The following is a 13,309-nucleotide window of genomic DNA, read 5'->3' on the forward strand; positions in this document are numbered from 1 at the left end:
CGATCGGTGCCCACGGCTCGCGCGACGCGCGCCGCGGCCCGCGCGACCGCACCGGTCAACGGCACCCCACCGCGTTCCGTCGCGGCCGCGGTGCGGCGGTCGACGGCGAGCCGCGCGAGGACCGGCAGCTCCACCGCACGCGCGAGCTCGTCCGCCCCCAGCCCGCCCGGGGACGGCCCGACAGCGACGATGCCGACATGCGCACCGTGGCCGACGAGCCGGTCGCGCATCGCCAGGACGCCCGAGACGGTGCGCAGGTCGCGCGGCGCGAGCACGACGATCGCATCGCATGCCGCGGCGACCGACTCCCCGGTCACGACGCCGGCGCGTTCGAGGTCGAGCACCACGACGCCGCACACCCCGGCGAGCGCGTGCAGCACGTCGGCGACCACGCCCGGCTCGGGGAACGACGGACGCTGCCGGTCGGCGCTGAGCACCGCGCACGGCCCCCAGCGCGGGAGCAGCGCGAGCACCTGCGTGCCGTCGACGTCGCCGCGCGCCGAGGTCAGGTCGGGCCAGCGCACGCCGTCGGTGTCCTCGAGCGCCAGCAGGACGTCGATGCCCGCGGCGCACCGGTCGAGGTCCACGAGCGCGGTCGCGGTGCGCCGCGCGAACCGCGCCGCGAGCGCCGCCGCGAACGTCGACGCGCCTGCCCCACCACGCCCGCCGACGACCCCGATCACCCGCGCACGCGCCGGGTCCTGACCCGCGCCCGGTCCGCGGCTCGGCACCGCTCGGTACGACGAGGCCGCCGGCGGCGGAGCGTCCAGCTCGGTGCCCTCGGCCGTCGGCCACGTGTCCCTGCCCCGCCACACGCCGTGCTCGTCCGTTGCCCCCACGCTCCGCCTCCCCTCGGTCGTCCCATCGCCCGCTCGGCCGGCGGCGTGCGCCAGCAGGCGGCCTGCGTCGCCCGGGCTCGTCGCAAGCGCGGATGTGCCGACCCTGGCGCACCGCGTCGGCGGCGAGCGGTGCGCCTCGACGAACCTGTGGACGCGCACGCCGTCGACGTGGGCTGGGGTCGGGTCGCGCCGACAACGTCCGGCCCCGCCGGTGCCGTGTCGGACGAGGTCGCTACGCTCGCGGGGGTGCCCTCCCCGGGCACGTGACGCACCACGAGCCCGCGACCCGAGGAAGGAGCGCGCCGATGGCCGACGACGCCGACGACCGGGCCGAGCCCGCGCGCACCGCGCACCGGCCCACGCGCGCCGCAGCGTTCTTCGACCTCGACAAGACGATCATCGCCACGTCGTCGGCCACGGCGTTCTCGCGCGGGTTCCTCGCCGAGGGCCTGCTCACGCGCCGCAACGTCCTGCGTACCGCGGTCGCGCAGTTCCTCTACCTCGTCGGCGGCGCGGACGCCGCGCAGACCGAGCGACTGCGCGCGAACCTGTCGCGCACGGTCACGGGCTGGCCGGTCTCGCAGGTGTCGCAGATCGTCGCCGAGACGCTGCACGAGGCGATCGACCCGACCGTCTACGCCGAGGCCGTCGCGCTCATCGCGGAGCACCACGCGGCGGGCCGGGACGTGGTGGTCGTCTCGGCGTCGGGCAGCGAGATCGTCGAGCCCATCGCGGCGGTGCTCGGGGCGGACCACGTCGTCGCGACGCGCATGCAGGTGGTCGACGGCCTCTACACGGGCGACATCGACTTCTACGCCTACGGCGAGAACAAGGCCGAGGCGATCCGCGAGCTCTCGCAGTCCCACGGCTACGACCTCGCGTCGAGCTTCGCGTACTCCGACTCGATCACGGACGCCCCGATGCTCGGCGTCGTCGGGCACGGGTTCGCGGTCAACCCCGACCGCGCGCTGCGGCGGCTCGCGGTCGAGAACGGCTGGGGTGTGCTGGCGTTCCGACGGCCCGTGCCGCTGTTCGACTTCGACCGTGAGGCACGGGTCGCGAGCGCGCTCGTCGTCGCCGCGGTGGTCGCCGGGGGCCTCGCGTGGTGGCTCTGGCACCGGCGCCGAGCACGCGGGCGCTGACGCACGGCACGCTCCCTGGCCCGTCCGGACTGCGGACACCGGTCCCAGACTGTGAACCGGCGGGGCCGGTCACCTGCGACGACGACGGCACCACTATCCGAACCCCGCGATCGGGGGTATCAACGGAGTCACAACTGCAGAGCCGCGAGGGTACCCACGCGCAGGTGTAGCCCACCTTCGGGCAGGTCGACCGGGCTGGTCCCGTTGCGAACCACGAGAGTGCACGCTTGATCACCCTCAGGCAGCAGACACGACGACGGCGTCCCTCGGGGCGCCGTCGCTCGTGCGCGCCGATCCCGTCCGGCATCGCGGTCAGGTCGTCAGCCGCCACCGAGGTCAGCGGGATCTGACGACCTCGCACAGTCCTGACGACCTCGCGGGCGACGACGGACGTGTCAGGACAGGGAGCCGGCGAGCACCGAGTCCGCCACCGCGCGCGCTGCTGTGGCGCCCGCGACGACCGCCGACGCGTACGCCGTGACCCACGCCGCGACCCGGTCCGGCTCCCCCGTCGCGTAGCCCGCCACCCCCGCGACGTAGAGCTGGGGCGAGGCGGCCCACGTGAGCTCGGGCAGGATCGAGCCGGTCGGGTCGAGCCCGCCGGACGTGGCGATCACCCGCGCGACGAGCCGAGCGACCATCCCGTTGCCCGCGACGAACGGCCGCACGGCCAGCACCTCCGCGTGCACGAGCGCCGCGACGACGAGCGCGGGCGCGGTGGTCGTGGCGACGGTCCGGGCGAGCAGGTCGATGCGCGACGCGACCTCGAGCCCTGTCGACGACGAGCCGAGCCCTCGCTGGTCGAGCGCCGGCTCGTCTGTACGCAGCCGCCCGAGCGCGTCGACGGGCAACCACCCGGCACCGACGACCGTGTGCGCACGGGCGAGCAGCTGCGGCAGGGGCGGCAGCGCCGCACGCTGCTGCGCGCCGAGGTCGGGCACGAGCGCCTCGACGAGCGAGGACCCGCGCAGCGCCCCGACGAGCACGGACTGCGCATCCACGCCGCGCCCACCGGCGTACTGCACGCCGGTGGGCGCGGCACCGGCCCCCAGCGGGGCACTCGCCCGTGCACCGTCGTCGGGCGGGGACGACGAGCTCGTCGCCCAGCTCGTCGTGCCGGTCGCGAGCGAGCGCACGAGGTCGAGCGGCAGCCGCGCGCCCTCGAGCGAGGCGCTGGCGTGCGCGGCGCGCAGCCCGGCCTCGGCGCGCACCTCTCGCCAGCGCCTGCGGTACGCCTCGTGCCAGCGCAGCTCGTCGCACGCGGTGCGCGCGCTCTCGACGGCCTCAGCCGTCATCTCGACCCACCCGGCCAGCACGTCCCGCGTCACCCCGCGACGGTACCCGCGCCCCGAGTCCCCGAACGGCCGCGCGGCCCGAGCACGGTGCGCGGCCACTGACCGCGCGGCACACTGGCGCCATGGCCGGGCCCAGCGTGTCGTCGTCCATCACCGTCCGCCTGCACCTCGCAGCCCGCCCCACGGCGGTGAGCGAGCTGACGACCGCGATCGAGCAGGCGGGCGGCATCGTCACCGCGCTCGACGTCACCGCGTCCGAGCACGAGCAGATGCAGGCCGACGTGACGTGCGCGACGCGCGGCGAGGAGCACGCCGCGCAAGTCGTCGCGGCTCTGGACGGCCTGGACGGCGTGCGCGTCGACCGCGTGAGCGACCGGACGTTCCTCATGCACCTGGGCGGCAAGCTCGAGATCACGTCCAAGGTCCCGCTGCGCAACCGCGACGACCTGTCGATGGCGTACACCCCGGGCGTCGCGCGGATCTGCGAGGCGATCGCCGCGCACCCGGAGGACGCCCGGCGGCTGACGATCAAGCGCAACACGATCGCCGTGGTCACCGACGGCACGGCCGTGCTGGGCCTGGGCGACGTGGGCCCGCTCGCCGCGCTGCCGGTCATGGAGGGCAAGGCGGTGCTGTTCAAGCGGTTCGCGGACATCGACGCGTTCCCGATCGCGCTCGACACCACGGACGTCGACCAGATCGTCGAGACGGTGTGCGCGATCGCTCCGGTGTTCGCGGGCATCAACCTGGAGGACATCAGCGCGCCGCGGTGCTTCGAGGTCGAGCGGCGGCTGCGCGAGCGGCTCGACATCCCGGTGTTCCACGACGACCAGCACGGCACGGCGATCGTCGTGGTGGCGGCGCTGACGAACGCGCTGCAGGTGGTGGGCAAGCGCATCGAGGACGTGCGGATCGTGCTGTCGGGTGCCGGTGCGGCGGGTACGGCGGTGCTGCGGCTGCTGCTCGCGGCCGGGGCGGTCGACGTCGTCGTCGCGGACATCGACGGCGTGGTCCACCCGGACCGGCCGGGCCTGACCGAGTCGCTGCGGTGGACGGCCTCGGTGACCAACCCGCGCGGCGTGACCGGGACGATCCCGCAGGCGCTCGTGGGGGCGGACGTGTTCATCGGCGTCTCCGCGCCGGACGTGATCACGGGCCGCGACGTGTCCCACATGGCGAAGGACGCGATCGTGTTCGCGCTGGCCAACCCGCGCCCCGAGGTGGACCCCGACGACGCGGCGCAGTACGCGGCGGTCGTCGGCACGGGCCGCTCCGACTTCGCGAATCAGATCAACAACGTGCTCGCGTTCCCGGGCGTGTTCCGCGGCCTGCTGGACGCGCAGAGCCACCGCATCACCGACGACATGCTGCTCGCGGCGGCCGGCGCCCTGGCCGCGGTGGTCCGCCCCGACGAGCTCAACCCCACCTACATCGTCCCGAGCGTCTTCAACCCCGAGGTCACGACGCGCGTCGCGGCCGCGGTCGCGGAAGCCGCCCACGACCACCCCTGACGCCGCTCGAACCGCGCCACTGGGTGGAGAAGGTCACGCCGTACATGACCGGGTCCACCCAATCGACTCGCGCCCCGGCGGGCGTGGTCAGCGGAAGGCGCCGCGCACGTACTGGGGCTGGTAGCCCGTCGTCGTGACGGCCTTCAGCGGCACGGACGCGGACGGCTCGGGTGAGGCGGGCAGCTCGCCGAGCCGCACGCCGAGGTGGTGCGCCGCGCGCAACGGCCACGACGGGTCTCGCAGCGCACCGCGTCCGACGAGCACGGCGTCGGCTGAGCCGTCGGCAAGCACCTGCTCCGCGAGCGCCGGGTCGTCGAGCAGGCCGACCGCCGCCACGGGCAGCCCCGAGACCTCCCGGACCCGCCGGGCGAACGGCACCTGGTAGCCGGGCTCGACGGGGATCGCCGCGAGCGCGTTGCCGCCGGTCGAGACGTCGACGAGGTCCACACCGTGCCCGACGAGCGCGCGCACCACCTGCGCGACGTCCTCGACGGACAGCCCGTCCGGGACCCAGTCGGTCGCGGACACGCGCACGAAGAGCGGGCGGTCGTCGGGCCAGGCGGCGCGCACCGCGTCGACGGTCTCGACGAGCAGGCGCGCCCGGTTCTCGAGCGAGCCCCCGTAGGCGTCGGTGCGCTCGTTGGACAGCGGCGACAGGAACTGGTGCAGCAGGTAGCCGTGCGCGGCGTGCACCTCGACGACGTCGAACCCGGCGTCGACCGAGCGGCGCGCGGCGGCGGCGAACGCCTCGGGTACCGCGGCGACCTCGTCGGCCGACAGCGCGGCGGGCGGTGCGAGCTCGGGGAACGCGAGCGCCGACGGACCGCGCGTCGTCCAGCCCCCGTCGTCGGCCGGGACGGTGCCCGACGACGCCGAGAACGGCCGGTACACCGACGCCTTGCGCCCCGCGTGCGCGAGCTGCACGCCGATCCGGGTGCCGCGCGCGTGCACGAAGTCGGTGACGCGCCGCCACGCGACCGCGTGCTCGTCGGACCACAGCCCGGCGTCCTGCGGGGTGATCCGACCCTCGGGGACCACCGCGGTCGCCTCGGTGAGCAGCAGGCCGAACCCGCCCGACGCGCGTGCGCCCAGGTGCACGAGGTGCCAGTCGTCGACGAACCCGTCGACCGACGAGTACTGGCACATGGGCGCGAGCCACGCACGGTTGGTGAACGTCGTGCCACGCAGGGTCAGGGGTGAGAACAGGTGCGTCACGCGCGCGAATCTACGTCCCCGAGCGCGTCTCACCCGCGCGCGCAGCCTTTCGTCCCACGAACCGGATACGCGTCCACGCGAGCATGGCCAGGTGCTGAGCATCGAGGAAGCGGTCGAGACCCAGGCCGAGAACGCGCACCACAAGGTCGAGCTGCTGTCGACGCCGTGGTTGTTCCTGGTCCGCACCATGCTGGCCGGTGCGTACATCGGCATCGGCGTGGTCATCATGGTCGAGGCGGGCGGCCCGCTCGTCGCCGCCGGGAACCCGTTCGCGCCGCTCGTGCAGGGCATGGTCTTCGGCGTCGCGCTGACGATCGTCGTGATCGCCGGGGGCGAGCTCGCGACGTCCGCGATGATGATGCTCACGCAGGGCGCGATGCGCCGTCGCATCTCCTGGGGCAAGGCGGGCGTGACGCTGCTCGCGGTGCTCGCCGGGAACCTCGTCGGCGCGTTCCTGTTCGCGACGCTCGTGCACCTGTCCGGCGTCACGGCACCGGGCACCGCGGCGGGCGAGAACATCGCCCGGATGATCGAGCACAAGGCGCACGAGACGAACGTGCAGCTCCTGGTCCGCGGCATCCTGTGCAACCTGCTGGTCTGCCTCGGCGTGTGGTGCGCGACGAAGCTGCGCGACGAGGCCGCGAAGATCATGGCGATCTTCGCGTGCGTCATGGTCTTCATCACCTCGGGCTTCGAGCACGTGGTCGCGAACATGACGACGATGTCGCTCGGCCTGCTCGGCGACCTGCCGGGCGCGACCGTGCTCGAGTTCGCGCGCAACATGCTCTTCGTCGGCCTCGGCAACACGATCGGCGGCGCGCTGCTCGTCGGCGCCGCGTACGCGTACCGCGCGACGCCGCGCCTCACCGAGCCGACCGCGGCCGTCACGGCGGCGGTGACGCCGTCCGACGAGCCGGCGGCCGACGCGCCCGCGAACGGCGTGCCTGCGAGCGACGTCGCCGCGACCCCGACCGACGAGCAGGCGGACGACCGCGACTCCTCCGCGACTCGCGTCCCCGAGCAGGCGACCCGGAGCGAACCCGCCCTACGGTGAGTGGTGACGGCGGTGCGAGCCGGCACCGCCCGGAGCCGGGAGCCGTGATGAGCACCTCCGACGACGAGACCGCTCGTGCCGAGGCCGCTGGACGAGCCGCCGGCCCGACGAGCACCTCCGAGCCCTCCTCGGACACCGCCCGGCACGCCGTGGTGCGCCCCGAGCCCACCCCTCCGCCACCGCCACCCAGCGGCGCCAGGCCCTCGACCGTCCCCGCACCACCGCCCGCACCCTCGCCCGCGCCGGTCCTCGCGAGCCCGCCCGACGGCGGCACGGAGCAGCCCACGACCGGGCAGACGCCACCCCAGGCGACACAGCCTGCCGGTGATCAGACGCGCGCCGACGACCCCGCACTCTTCCCCTCGCCGAACGCACCGCACCGCACCGCGACGGGCACCCACGTGCTCGGTGCGCTCGCGGGCCTCCTGCTCGCTCCCCTCGCGGTGACGGTGCTGCTGCTCGGGCAGTCGCGCATCCTCGCGGTGCAGGTGGTGGGCTGGGACGACGCGGTCGACTGGTCGGGCGTCGTGCTCGTCGTGCTCGCGCTCGTCGCGCTGGGGTGGGTCGCGCTGCTCGCGGTGTGGACCCCCGCGGCTCCGATCACGGGCGGCGTGGTGCTCACGGTGCTCGGTGCGGTCGCCCTGACGGCCCCGCACGTGGTGCACGCCCAGGTGCTCCGCGTGGTCGACGAGAGCAGCTGGCGGTCGACGGCGCTCGAGGTCACGGTCGCGGGCACGTCGGGCACGCTGCTGGTCGCGGGCTTCCTGCTGCTGCTCGCGGGCGTCGTGGCGCTCGCGGCGCACCGGCGCGGACTCGCCCTCGGGGCGTTCCGCGAGCGCCACCGCTGACCTCCCGACGAGCGGCGCGCACGGGTCCCACCGCGCGGCACCCCGCAGGTCGCTGCGCGACCCGCGAACCGCCGGATACCGCCCACCGCAGGGCGCATCGGGCCCGGTGGTGGCTAGAGTCTCCCCACGGAAGGACCTTGGTCCTGCCTCGTTCGACCCGCACCGATGTCGCTGCACCTGGAGGCCTGCGTGTCCGACCCGACCGCCGGCGGCCTGGAGAACCTTCTCTCCGAGGACCGTCGCTTCCCGCCGTCTGCCGAGTTCGTCGCGCAGGCGAACGCCACCGCGGACCTCTACTCGTGGGCGAACGCGGACCGCCCCGCCTTCTGGGCCGAGCAGGCGCGCGACCTCATCTCGTGGAGCACGCCGTTCCAGGAGGTGCTCGACTGGTCGCAGGCGCCGGTGGCGCGGTGGTTCGCGGACGGCAGGTTGAACGCCGCCTACAACGCGGTGGACCGGCACGTCGAGGAGGGCCGCGGCGACCGGGTCGCGCTGCACTTCGAGGGTGAGGGCGGCGACACCCGCACGATCACCTACGCGGACCTGCAGCGTGAGGTCTCGAAGGCCGCGAACGCCCTGACGGCGCTGGGCGTCGGCACGGGCGACCGCGTCGCGATCTACCTGCCGCTGATCCCGGAGGCGGTCTTCACGATGCTCGCGTGCGCCCGCATCGGCGCGCCGCACTCGGTCGTGTTCGGCGGCTTCTCCGCCGAGGCGCTGCACAGCCGCATCCTCGACGCCGAGGCGACGCTCGTCGTGACGGCCGACGGCGGTTTCCGGCGCGGCGCGCCGTCCGCGCTCAAGCCCGCGGTCGACGAGGCGCTCGCGAAGGGTCCGACGTCGGTCGAGCACGTGCTCGTCGTGAAGCGCACGGGACAGGACGTCGAGTGGACCGAGGGCCGCGACGTGTGGTGGTCCGACGTGGTCGACCCCGCGTCCGACCAGCACACGCCGGTCGAGGTCGACGCGGAGCACCCGCTGTTCATCCTCTACACGTCGGGCACCACCGGGAAGCCGAAGGGCATCTTCCACACGACCGGCGGGTACCTCACGCAGGCGGCGTACACGCACCTCAACGTGTTCGACCTCAAGCCGGAGACGGACGTCTACTGGTGCACGGCCGACATCGGCTGGATCACCGGTCACACGTACGTCGTGTACGGGCCGCTGGTCAACGGAGCGACGCAGGTCATCTACGAGGGCACCCCGGACACCCCGCACCGCGGCCGCTGGTGGGAGATCATCGCGAAGTACGGCGTGACGATCCTCTACACCGCTCCCACGGCGATCCGCACGTGCATGAAGTGGGGCGAGGAGATCCCGGGCCAGTTCGACCTGTCGTCGCTGCGCGTGCTCGGGTCGGTGGGTGAGCCCATCAACCCCGAGGCGTGGATGTGGTACCGCCGGGTCATCGGTGGCGACAAGGCCCCGATCGTCGACACGTGGTGGCAGACGGAGACGGGCGCGATCATGATCAGCCCGCTGCCGGGCGTGACCGAGACCAAGCCGGGCTCGGCGCAGGTCCCGCTGCCCGGCATCGCGGCGGACGTCGTCGACGACGACGCGCACCCGGTCCCGAACGGCGCGGGCGGCTACCTGGTCCTCACCGAGCCGTGGCCGGCCATGCTGCGCGGCATCTGGGGCGACGAGCAGCGGTACAAGGACACGTACTGGTCGCGGTTCCGTGGCCTGTACTTCGCGGGCGACGGCGCCAAGAAGGACGACGACGGCGACATCTGGCTGCTGGGCCGGGTCGACGACGTGATGAACGTGTCCGGTCACCGGCTGTCGACCACGGAGATCGAGTCCGCACTGGTCTCGCACCCGTGGGTGGCCGAGGCCGCGGTGGTCGGCGCGACCGACGACACCACAGGGCAGGCGGTCGTCGCGTTCGTGATCCTGCGCGGTGACGCGGGCGTGGGCGAGTCCTCGCCCGACGAGGTGCAGCTCGAGCTGCGCAACCACGTCGCCAAGGAGATCGGGCCGATCGCCAAGCCACGCCAGGTGCTCGTGGTCCAGGAGCTGCCCAAGACGCGCTCGGGCAAGATCATGCGCCGGCTGCTGCGCGACGTCGCCGAGCACCGGGCGGTGGGCGACGCGACCACCCTCGCCGACTCCTCGGTGATGGATCTCATCGCACAGGGTCTGTCCACACCCTCGGCCTCGTCGCAGGACTGACGGGCGCGAGCCGAGAACCGCCGCGGCGCCGCACGAGGCGGCGGCCTCCAGGTCACGCGGCCCGGGACGTGCAACCGTCCCGGGCCGCGTTCGTCGTCCCCGACGCGCAACGTTTAGGCGCGTGTCCCGACGGCGACCGCCCTGGTTGGGTGACGGTGTGCCTGCCCTCGGCGGGTACTCAGCCAACCCCACCGGCCACGCACGCCGTGGCCACGACCCACGATGATCTTCGGCTACCCAGCCCAGTCGCCGAGGCTCTCAGGAAGAGGTTTTCCATGAGGTCTCGACCCCTGTTCGCGTGCGCTGCGGCGGCCGCCATGGTCGTCGCGCTCGGCGCCACGGCCCTGGCCACGTCGGCCACCGCCGCGACGCCCCCGGGCCTGCACGTCTCCGGGACGCAGCTGCTGGAGAAGGACGGCACGCCGTTCGTCGCCCGCGGCGTGAGCCACGCGCACACCTGGTACACGTCCCAGACACCCACGGCGATCCCGGCGATCCGCGCCGCCGGGGCCAACGCGCTGCGCGTCGTGCTGTCCGGCGGCGACCGCTGGACCAAGAACGACGCGACCGACGTCGCGAACATCATCAGCCTGTGCAAGGCCAACAAGCTCATCTGCATGCTCGAGAACCACGACACCACGGGCTACGGCGAGCAGAGCGGTGCGGTCACGCTCGACAAGGCCGCCGACTACTGGGTGAGCATCGCCTCGGCCCTCAAGGGCCAGGAGGACTACGTCCAGATCAACATCGGCAACGAGCCGTACGGCAACAACGCCACCGCCAACGCCGGCTGGACCGCTGACTCGATCGCGGCGATCAAGAAGCTGCGCACCGCGGGCCTGCACCACAACATCGTGATCGACGCACCGTCGTGGGGTCAGGACTGGGCAGGCATCATGCGCGACAACGCCCAGACCGTCGCCGCGGGCGACCCGGACGGCAACGTCCTGTTCTCCGTCCACATGTACGGCGTCTACAACAACGCCTCGACCATCAAGACGTACCTCGACGCGTTCAAGGCGAAGGGCCTGCCGCTCGTGATCGGCGAGTTCGGCAACATGCACTCCGACGGCGACCCCGACGAGGACACGATCATGTCCGAGGCGGTCGCGCGGGGGCTCGGGTACTACGGCTGGTCGTGGTCCGGCAACGGCGGCGGCGTCGAGTACCTGGACATGGTCACGGGCTTCAACCCCGCCCAGAAGACCTCGTGGGGGACGCGGATCTTCGACGGCGCGAACGGCATCAAGGCCACCGCGGTCACGGCGAAGATCTTCGGCACCCAGCCGACCTCCACGCCCACCCCGACGCCCACCCCGACGCCGACACCCACGGTCACGCCGACGCCGACACCCACCCCGACGAGCACGCCGTCACCGACGCCCACCGCGTCGCCCACGACGAACCCCACCGGCACGTGCGTGGCGACCTTCACGGTCGTCGGCTCGTGGCCCGGCGGGTTCCAGGGCGCGGTGACCGTCAAGGCGGGCGCGACCGCGCTCTCGTCGTGGCGCACGACGTTCGCCCTGTCGGGTGCCACCGTCCAGCAGGGGTGGAGCGGCACGTTCAGCGGCACGTCCACCGTGACCGTGACGAACGCGCCGTGGAACGGGGCCCTCGCGCCGGGGCAGACCGCCGAGTACGGGTTCATCGGCTCGGGTGCCGCGCCCAGCACGCCGCCCCCCGTGACGTGCGCCTGAGCTGACGCGTCCGCTGCGTCCGACGAGCCTGCGTCCGACGAGCACGCGTCCGACGGGCACGCGCCGGCGAGCACCGGCGCCGCCTCGCCCTGGTCCGAGCCTCGCGCTCAGGCCAGGGCGAGGTGCGTCAGGAGCTCCTTGACCGAGTCACGACCGGCCCGGTTGGCGCCGACCGTCGAGGCCGACGGCCCGTAGCCGACGAGGTGGATCCGCGGGTCGGCGGCCACGCGTGTCCCCTCCATCACGACCCCGCCGTGCGGGCCCCGCAGCCGCAGGGACGCGAGGTGGTCGAGCGCGGGCCGGTAGCCCGTGGCCCACACGATGGTGCGCGCCTCGACGTGCGGGTCGCCGCCGACCCACGCGCCCGGCCCGACGAGGGGGTCGTCGGGCGCACCGCCGGCACCGACGGCGGGCACGGGTGGCGGGACCGGGTCGTCCCACGCGACGCCGTCGGCGACGATCCGGCTGAACATCGGCCGCGCCCGCAGCACGCCGGACGCGATGCCCTCGCGGTACGCGTCGGTCAGCGGCAGACCGGTGACGGAGACGATCGACCCGGGCGGCAGCCCCACCGCGGTGCGCTCGGCGACGAGGGCGACGGCGGCACGCCCGAGCTCGGGCGTCAGGTCGCCGTGCCGCCAGGCGGGCGGGCGGCGGGTGACCCACGTGGTCGTCGTGACCTGGGCGAGCTCGAGCAGCAGCTGCACGGCCGACGTCCCGCCGCCCACGACGACGACGTGGCCGTCGGCGAGATCGTGCGGGTCACGCACGTCGCGCGAGTGCACCTGACGGCCGCGGAACGCCGCACGGCCCGGGTAGGTGGGCCAGAAGGGCTTGCGCCACGTGCCCGACGCGTTGACGACCCCGCGCGCACGCCACACCACCGACTCGCCGCTGGTGTCGACGAGGTGCGACGTGACCCGCAGGCGCCCGCGGCCGAGCCGGTCGTCCGGCTCGTCGGGGTCCTCCTCGACGCGCGTCACGGTCACGGGACGCTGCACGTGCAGGCCGAACGCCTCCTCGTACTGCGCGAAGTAGTACGGCACCGCCTTGGCGGCGCTCTCGGAGGGGTCCGGCACGAGCAGCGGCATGCCCGGCAGGTCGTGCACCCCGTGCGCGTCGGAGACCCGCATGCCGGGCGGCCGGTGCTGCCACGCGCCGCCGGGCTCGGGCGCGTCGTCGAGCACGACGAACGTCGCGGCCGCGTCCTGCCAGCCGCGGTCGCCGACGGGCACGAGCCCCGCGCGGTGCAGGTGGTACGCCGCGGACAGGCCCGCCTGGCCGGCTCCGATCACGACGACGTCGACGTCGACCACCGTGGGCGCGCCGTCCTGCTGGGTGCCGTCGACCTCCGGACGGGACTCGGCCTCGGCCTCGGCACGCGCCCGCCGGGCTCGTCGTCCGCCGACGACCCCCTGCGCCTGCTCGGCCACCGGCGCGACACCGGCGGGCTCGGCCACCGGCGCGACACCGGCGGGCTCGGCCACCGGCGCGACATCGGCGGGCTCGGCCGTCGCGGGCTCCGCA

Annotated in this window: 10 protein-coding genes; 6 read left to right on the top strand and 4 right to left on the bottom strand. The window is 74.1% G+C overall.

Features of this window, described 5'->3' with window-relative positions; genetic code table 11:
• Positions 1–839: septum site-determining protein Ssd (gene ssd / locus CWIS_RS04675; RefSeq protein ID WP_197080760.1), on the bottom strand; the 839-nt coding region annotated here is incomplete at its 3' end.
• Between the two features lie 305 nt (positions 840–1,144).
• On the opposite strand from ssd, the gene CWIS_RS04680 reads away from it, so the two are divergent.
• Complete coding sequence (locus CWIS_RS04680; protein ID WP_048342094.1) at positions 1,145–1,981, top strand: HAD family phosphatase; 837 nt, start codon at positions 1,145–1,147, stop codon at positions 1,979–1,981.
• Between the two features lie 395 nt (positions 1,982–2,376).
• Here the strand turns inward: CWIS_RS04680 and CWIS_RS04685 are convergent, their stop codons facing one another.
• Positions 2,377–3,309: a Fic family protein gene (locus CWIS_RS04685; RefSeq protein WP_231583660.1), complete on the bottom strand. Its 933-nt coding sequence runs from the start codon at positions 3,307–3,309 to the stop codon at positions 2,377–2,379.
• Positions 3,310–3,398: 89 nt separating this feature from the next.
• Here CWIS_RS04685 and CWIS_RS04690 point away from each other — a divergent pair, with 89 nt between their 5' ends.
• Positions 3,399–4,787 (top strand): NAD-dependent malic enzyme, encoded by a 1,389-nt coding sequence (locus CWIS_RS04690; protein WP_048342095.1) that lies wholly within the window; start codon positions 3,399–3,401, stop codon positions 4,785–4,787.
• Positions 4,788–4,874: 87 nt separating this feature from the next.
• Here CWIS_RS04690 and CWIS_RS04695 read toward each other — a convergent pair whose 3' ends face one another.
• The gene (locus CWIS_RS04695; protein WP_048342096.1) at positions 4,875–6,002 is read right to left on the bottom strand and encodes an NADH:flavin oxidoreductase/NADH oxidase; all 1,128 of its coding nucleotides are present in this window, start codon (positions 6,000–6,002) and stop codon (positions 4,875–4,877) included.
• Positions 6,003–6,093: 91 nt separating this feature from the next.
• Between CWIS_RS04695 and CWIS_RS04700 the strand changes: the two genes are divergently transcribed.
• The 4 genes from CWIS_RS04700 to CWIS_RS04715 all read left to right on the top strand — a co-directional run bounded on the left by CWIS_RS04700 (position 6,094) and on the right by CWIS_RS04715 (position 11,782).
• Entirely contained in the window at positions 6,094–7,056 is a 963-nt protein-coding gene (locus CWIS_RS04700; protein WP_048342097.1) for a formate/nitrite transporter family protein, read from the top strand.
• 47 nt (positions 7,057–7,103) lie between these two features.
• On the top strand, positions 7,104–7,904 hold the full coding sequence (locus CWIS_RS04705) for a hypothetical protein (RefSeq protein WP_048342098.1): 801 nt from the start codon (positions 7,104–7,106) through the stop codon (positions 7,902–7,904).
• A 165-nt stretch (positions 7,905–8,069) separates the two neighbouring features.
• Positions 8,070–10,082, top strand: a complete 2,013-nt coding sequence (acs, locus tag CWIS_RS04710) for an acetate--CoA ligase (RefSeq protein ID WP_048342099.1) — start codon at positions 8,070–8,072, stop codon at positions 10,080–10,082.
• A gap of 275 nt (positions 10,083–10,357) precedes the next feature.
• Positions 10,358–11,782, top strand: coding sequence for a cellulase family glycosylhydrolase (locus tag CWIS_RS04715; protein ID WP_048342100.1), 1,425 nt, complete (start codon positions 10,358–10,360; stop codon positions 11,780–11,782).
• Positions 11,783–11,889: 107 nt separating this feature from the next.
• Here CWIS_RS04715 and CWIS_RS04720 read toward each other — a convergent pair.
• Positions 11,890–13,309, bottom strand: a 1,420-nt coding sequence (locus CWIS_RS04720) for a flavin-containing monooxygenase (RefSeq protein WP_369796483.1), incomplete at its 5' end; no start/stop codon positions are given.

The sequence above is a fragment of the Cellulomonas sp. A375-1 genome, from assembly GCF_001040865.1.
GTDB classification, from domain to species: Bacteria; Actinomycetota; Actinomycetes; order Actinomycetales; family Cellulomonadaceae; genus Cellulomonas; species Cellulomonas gelida.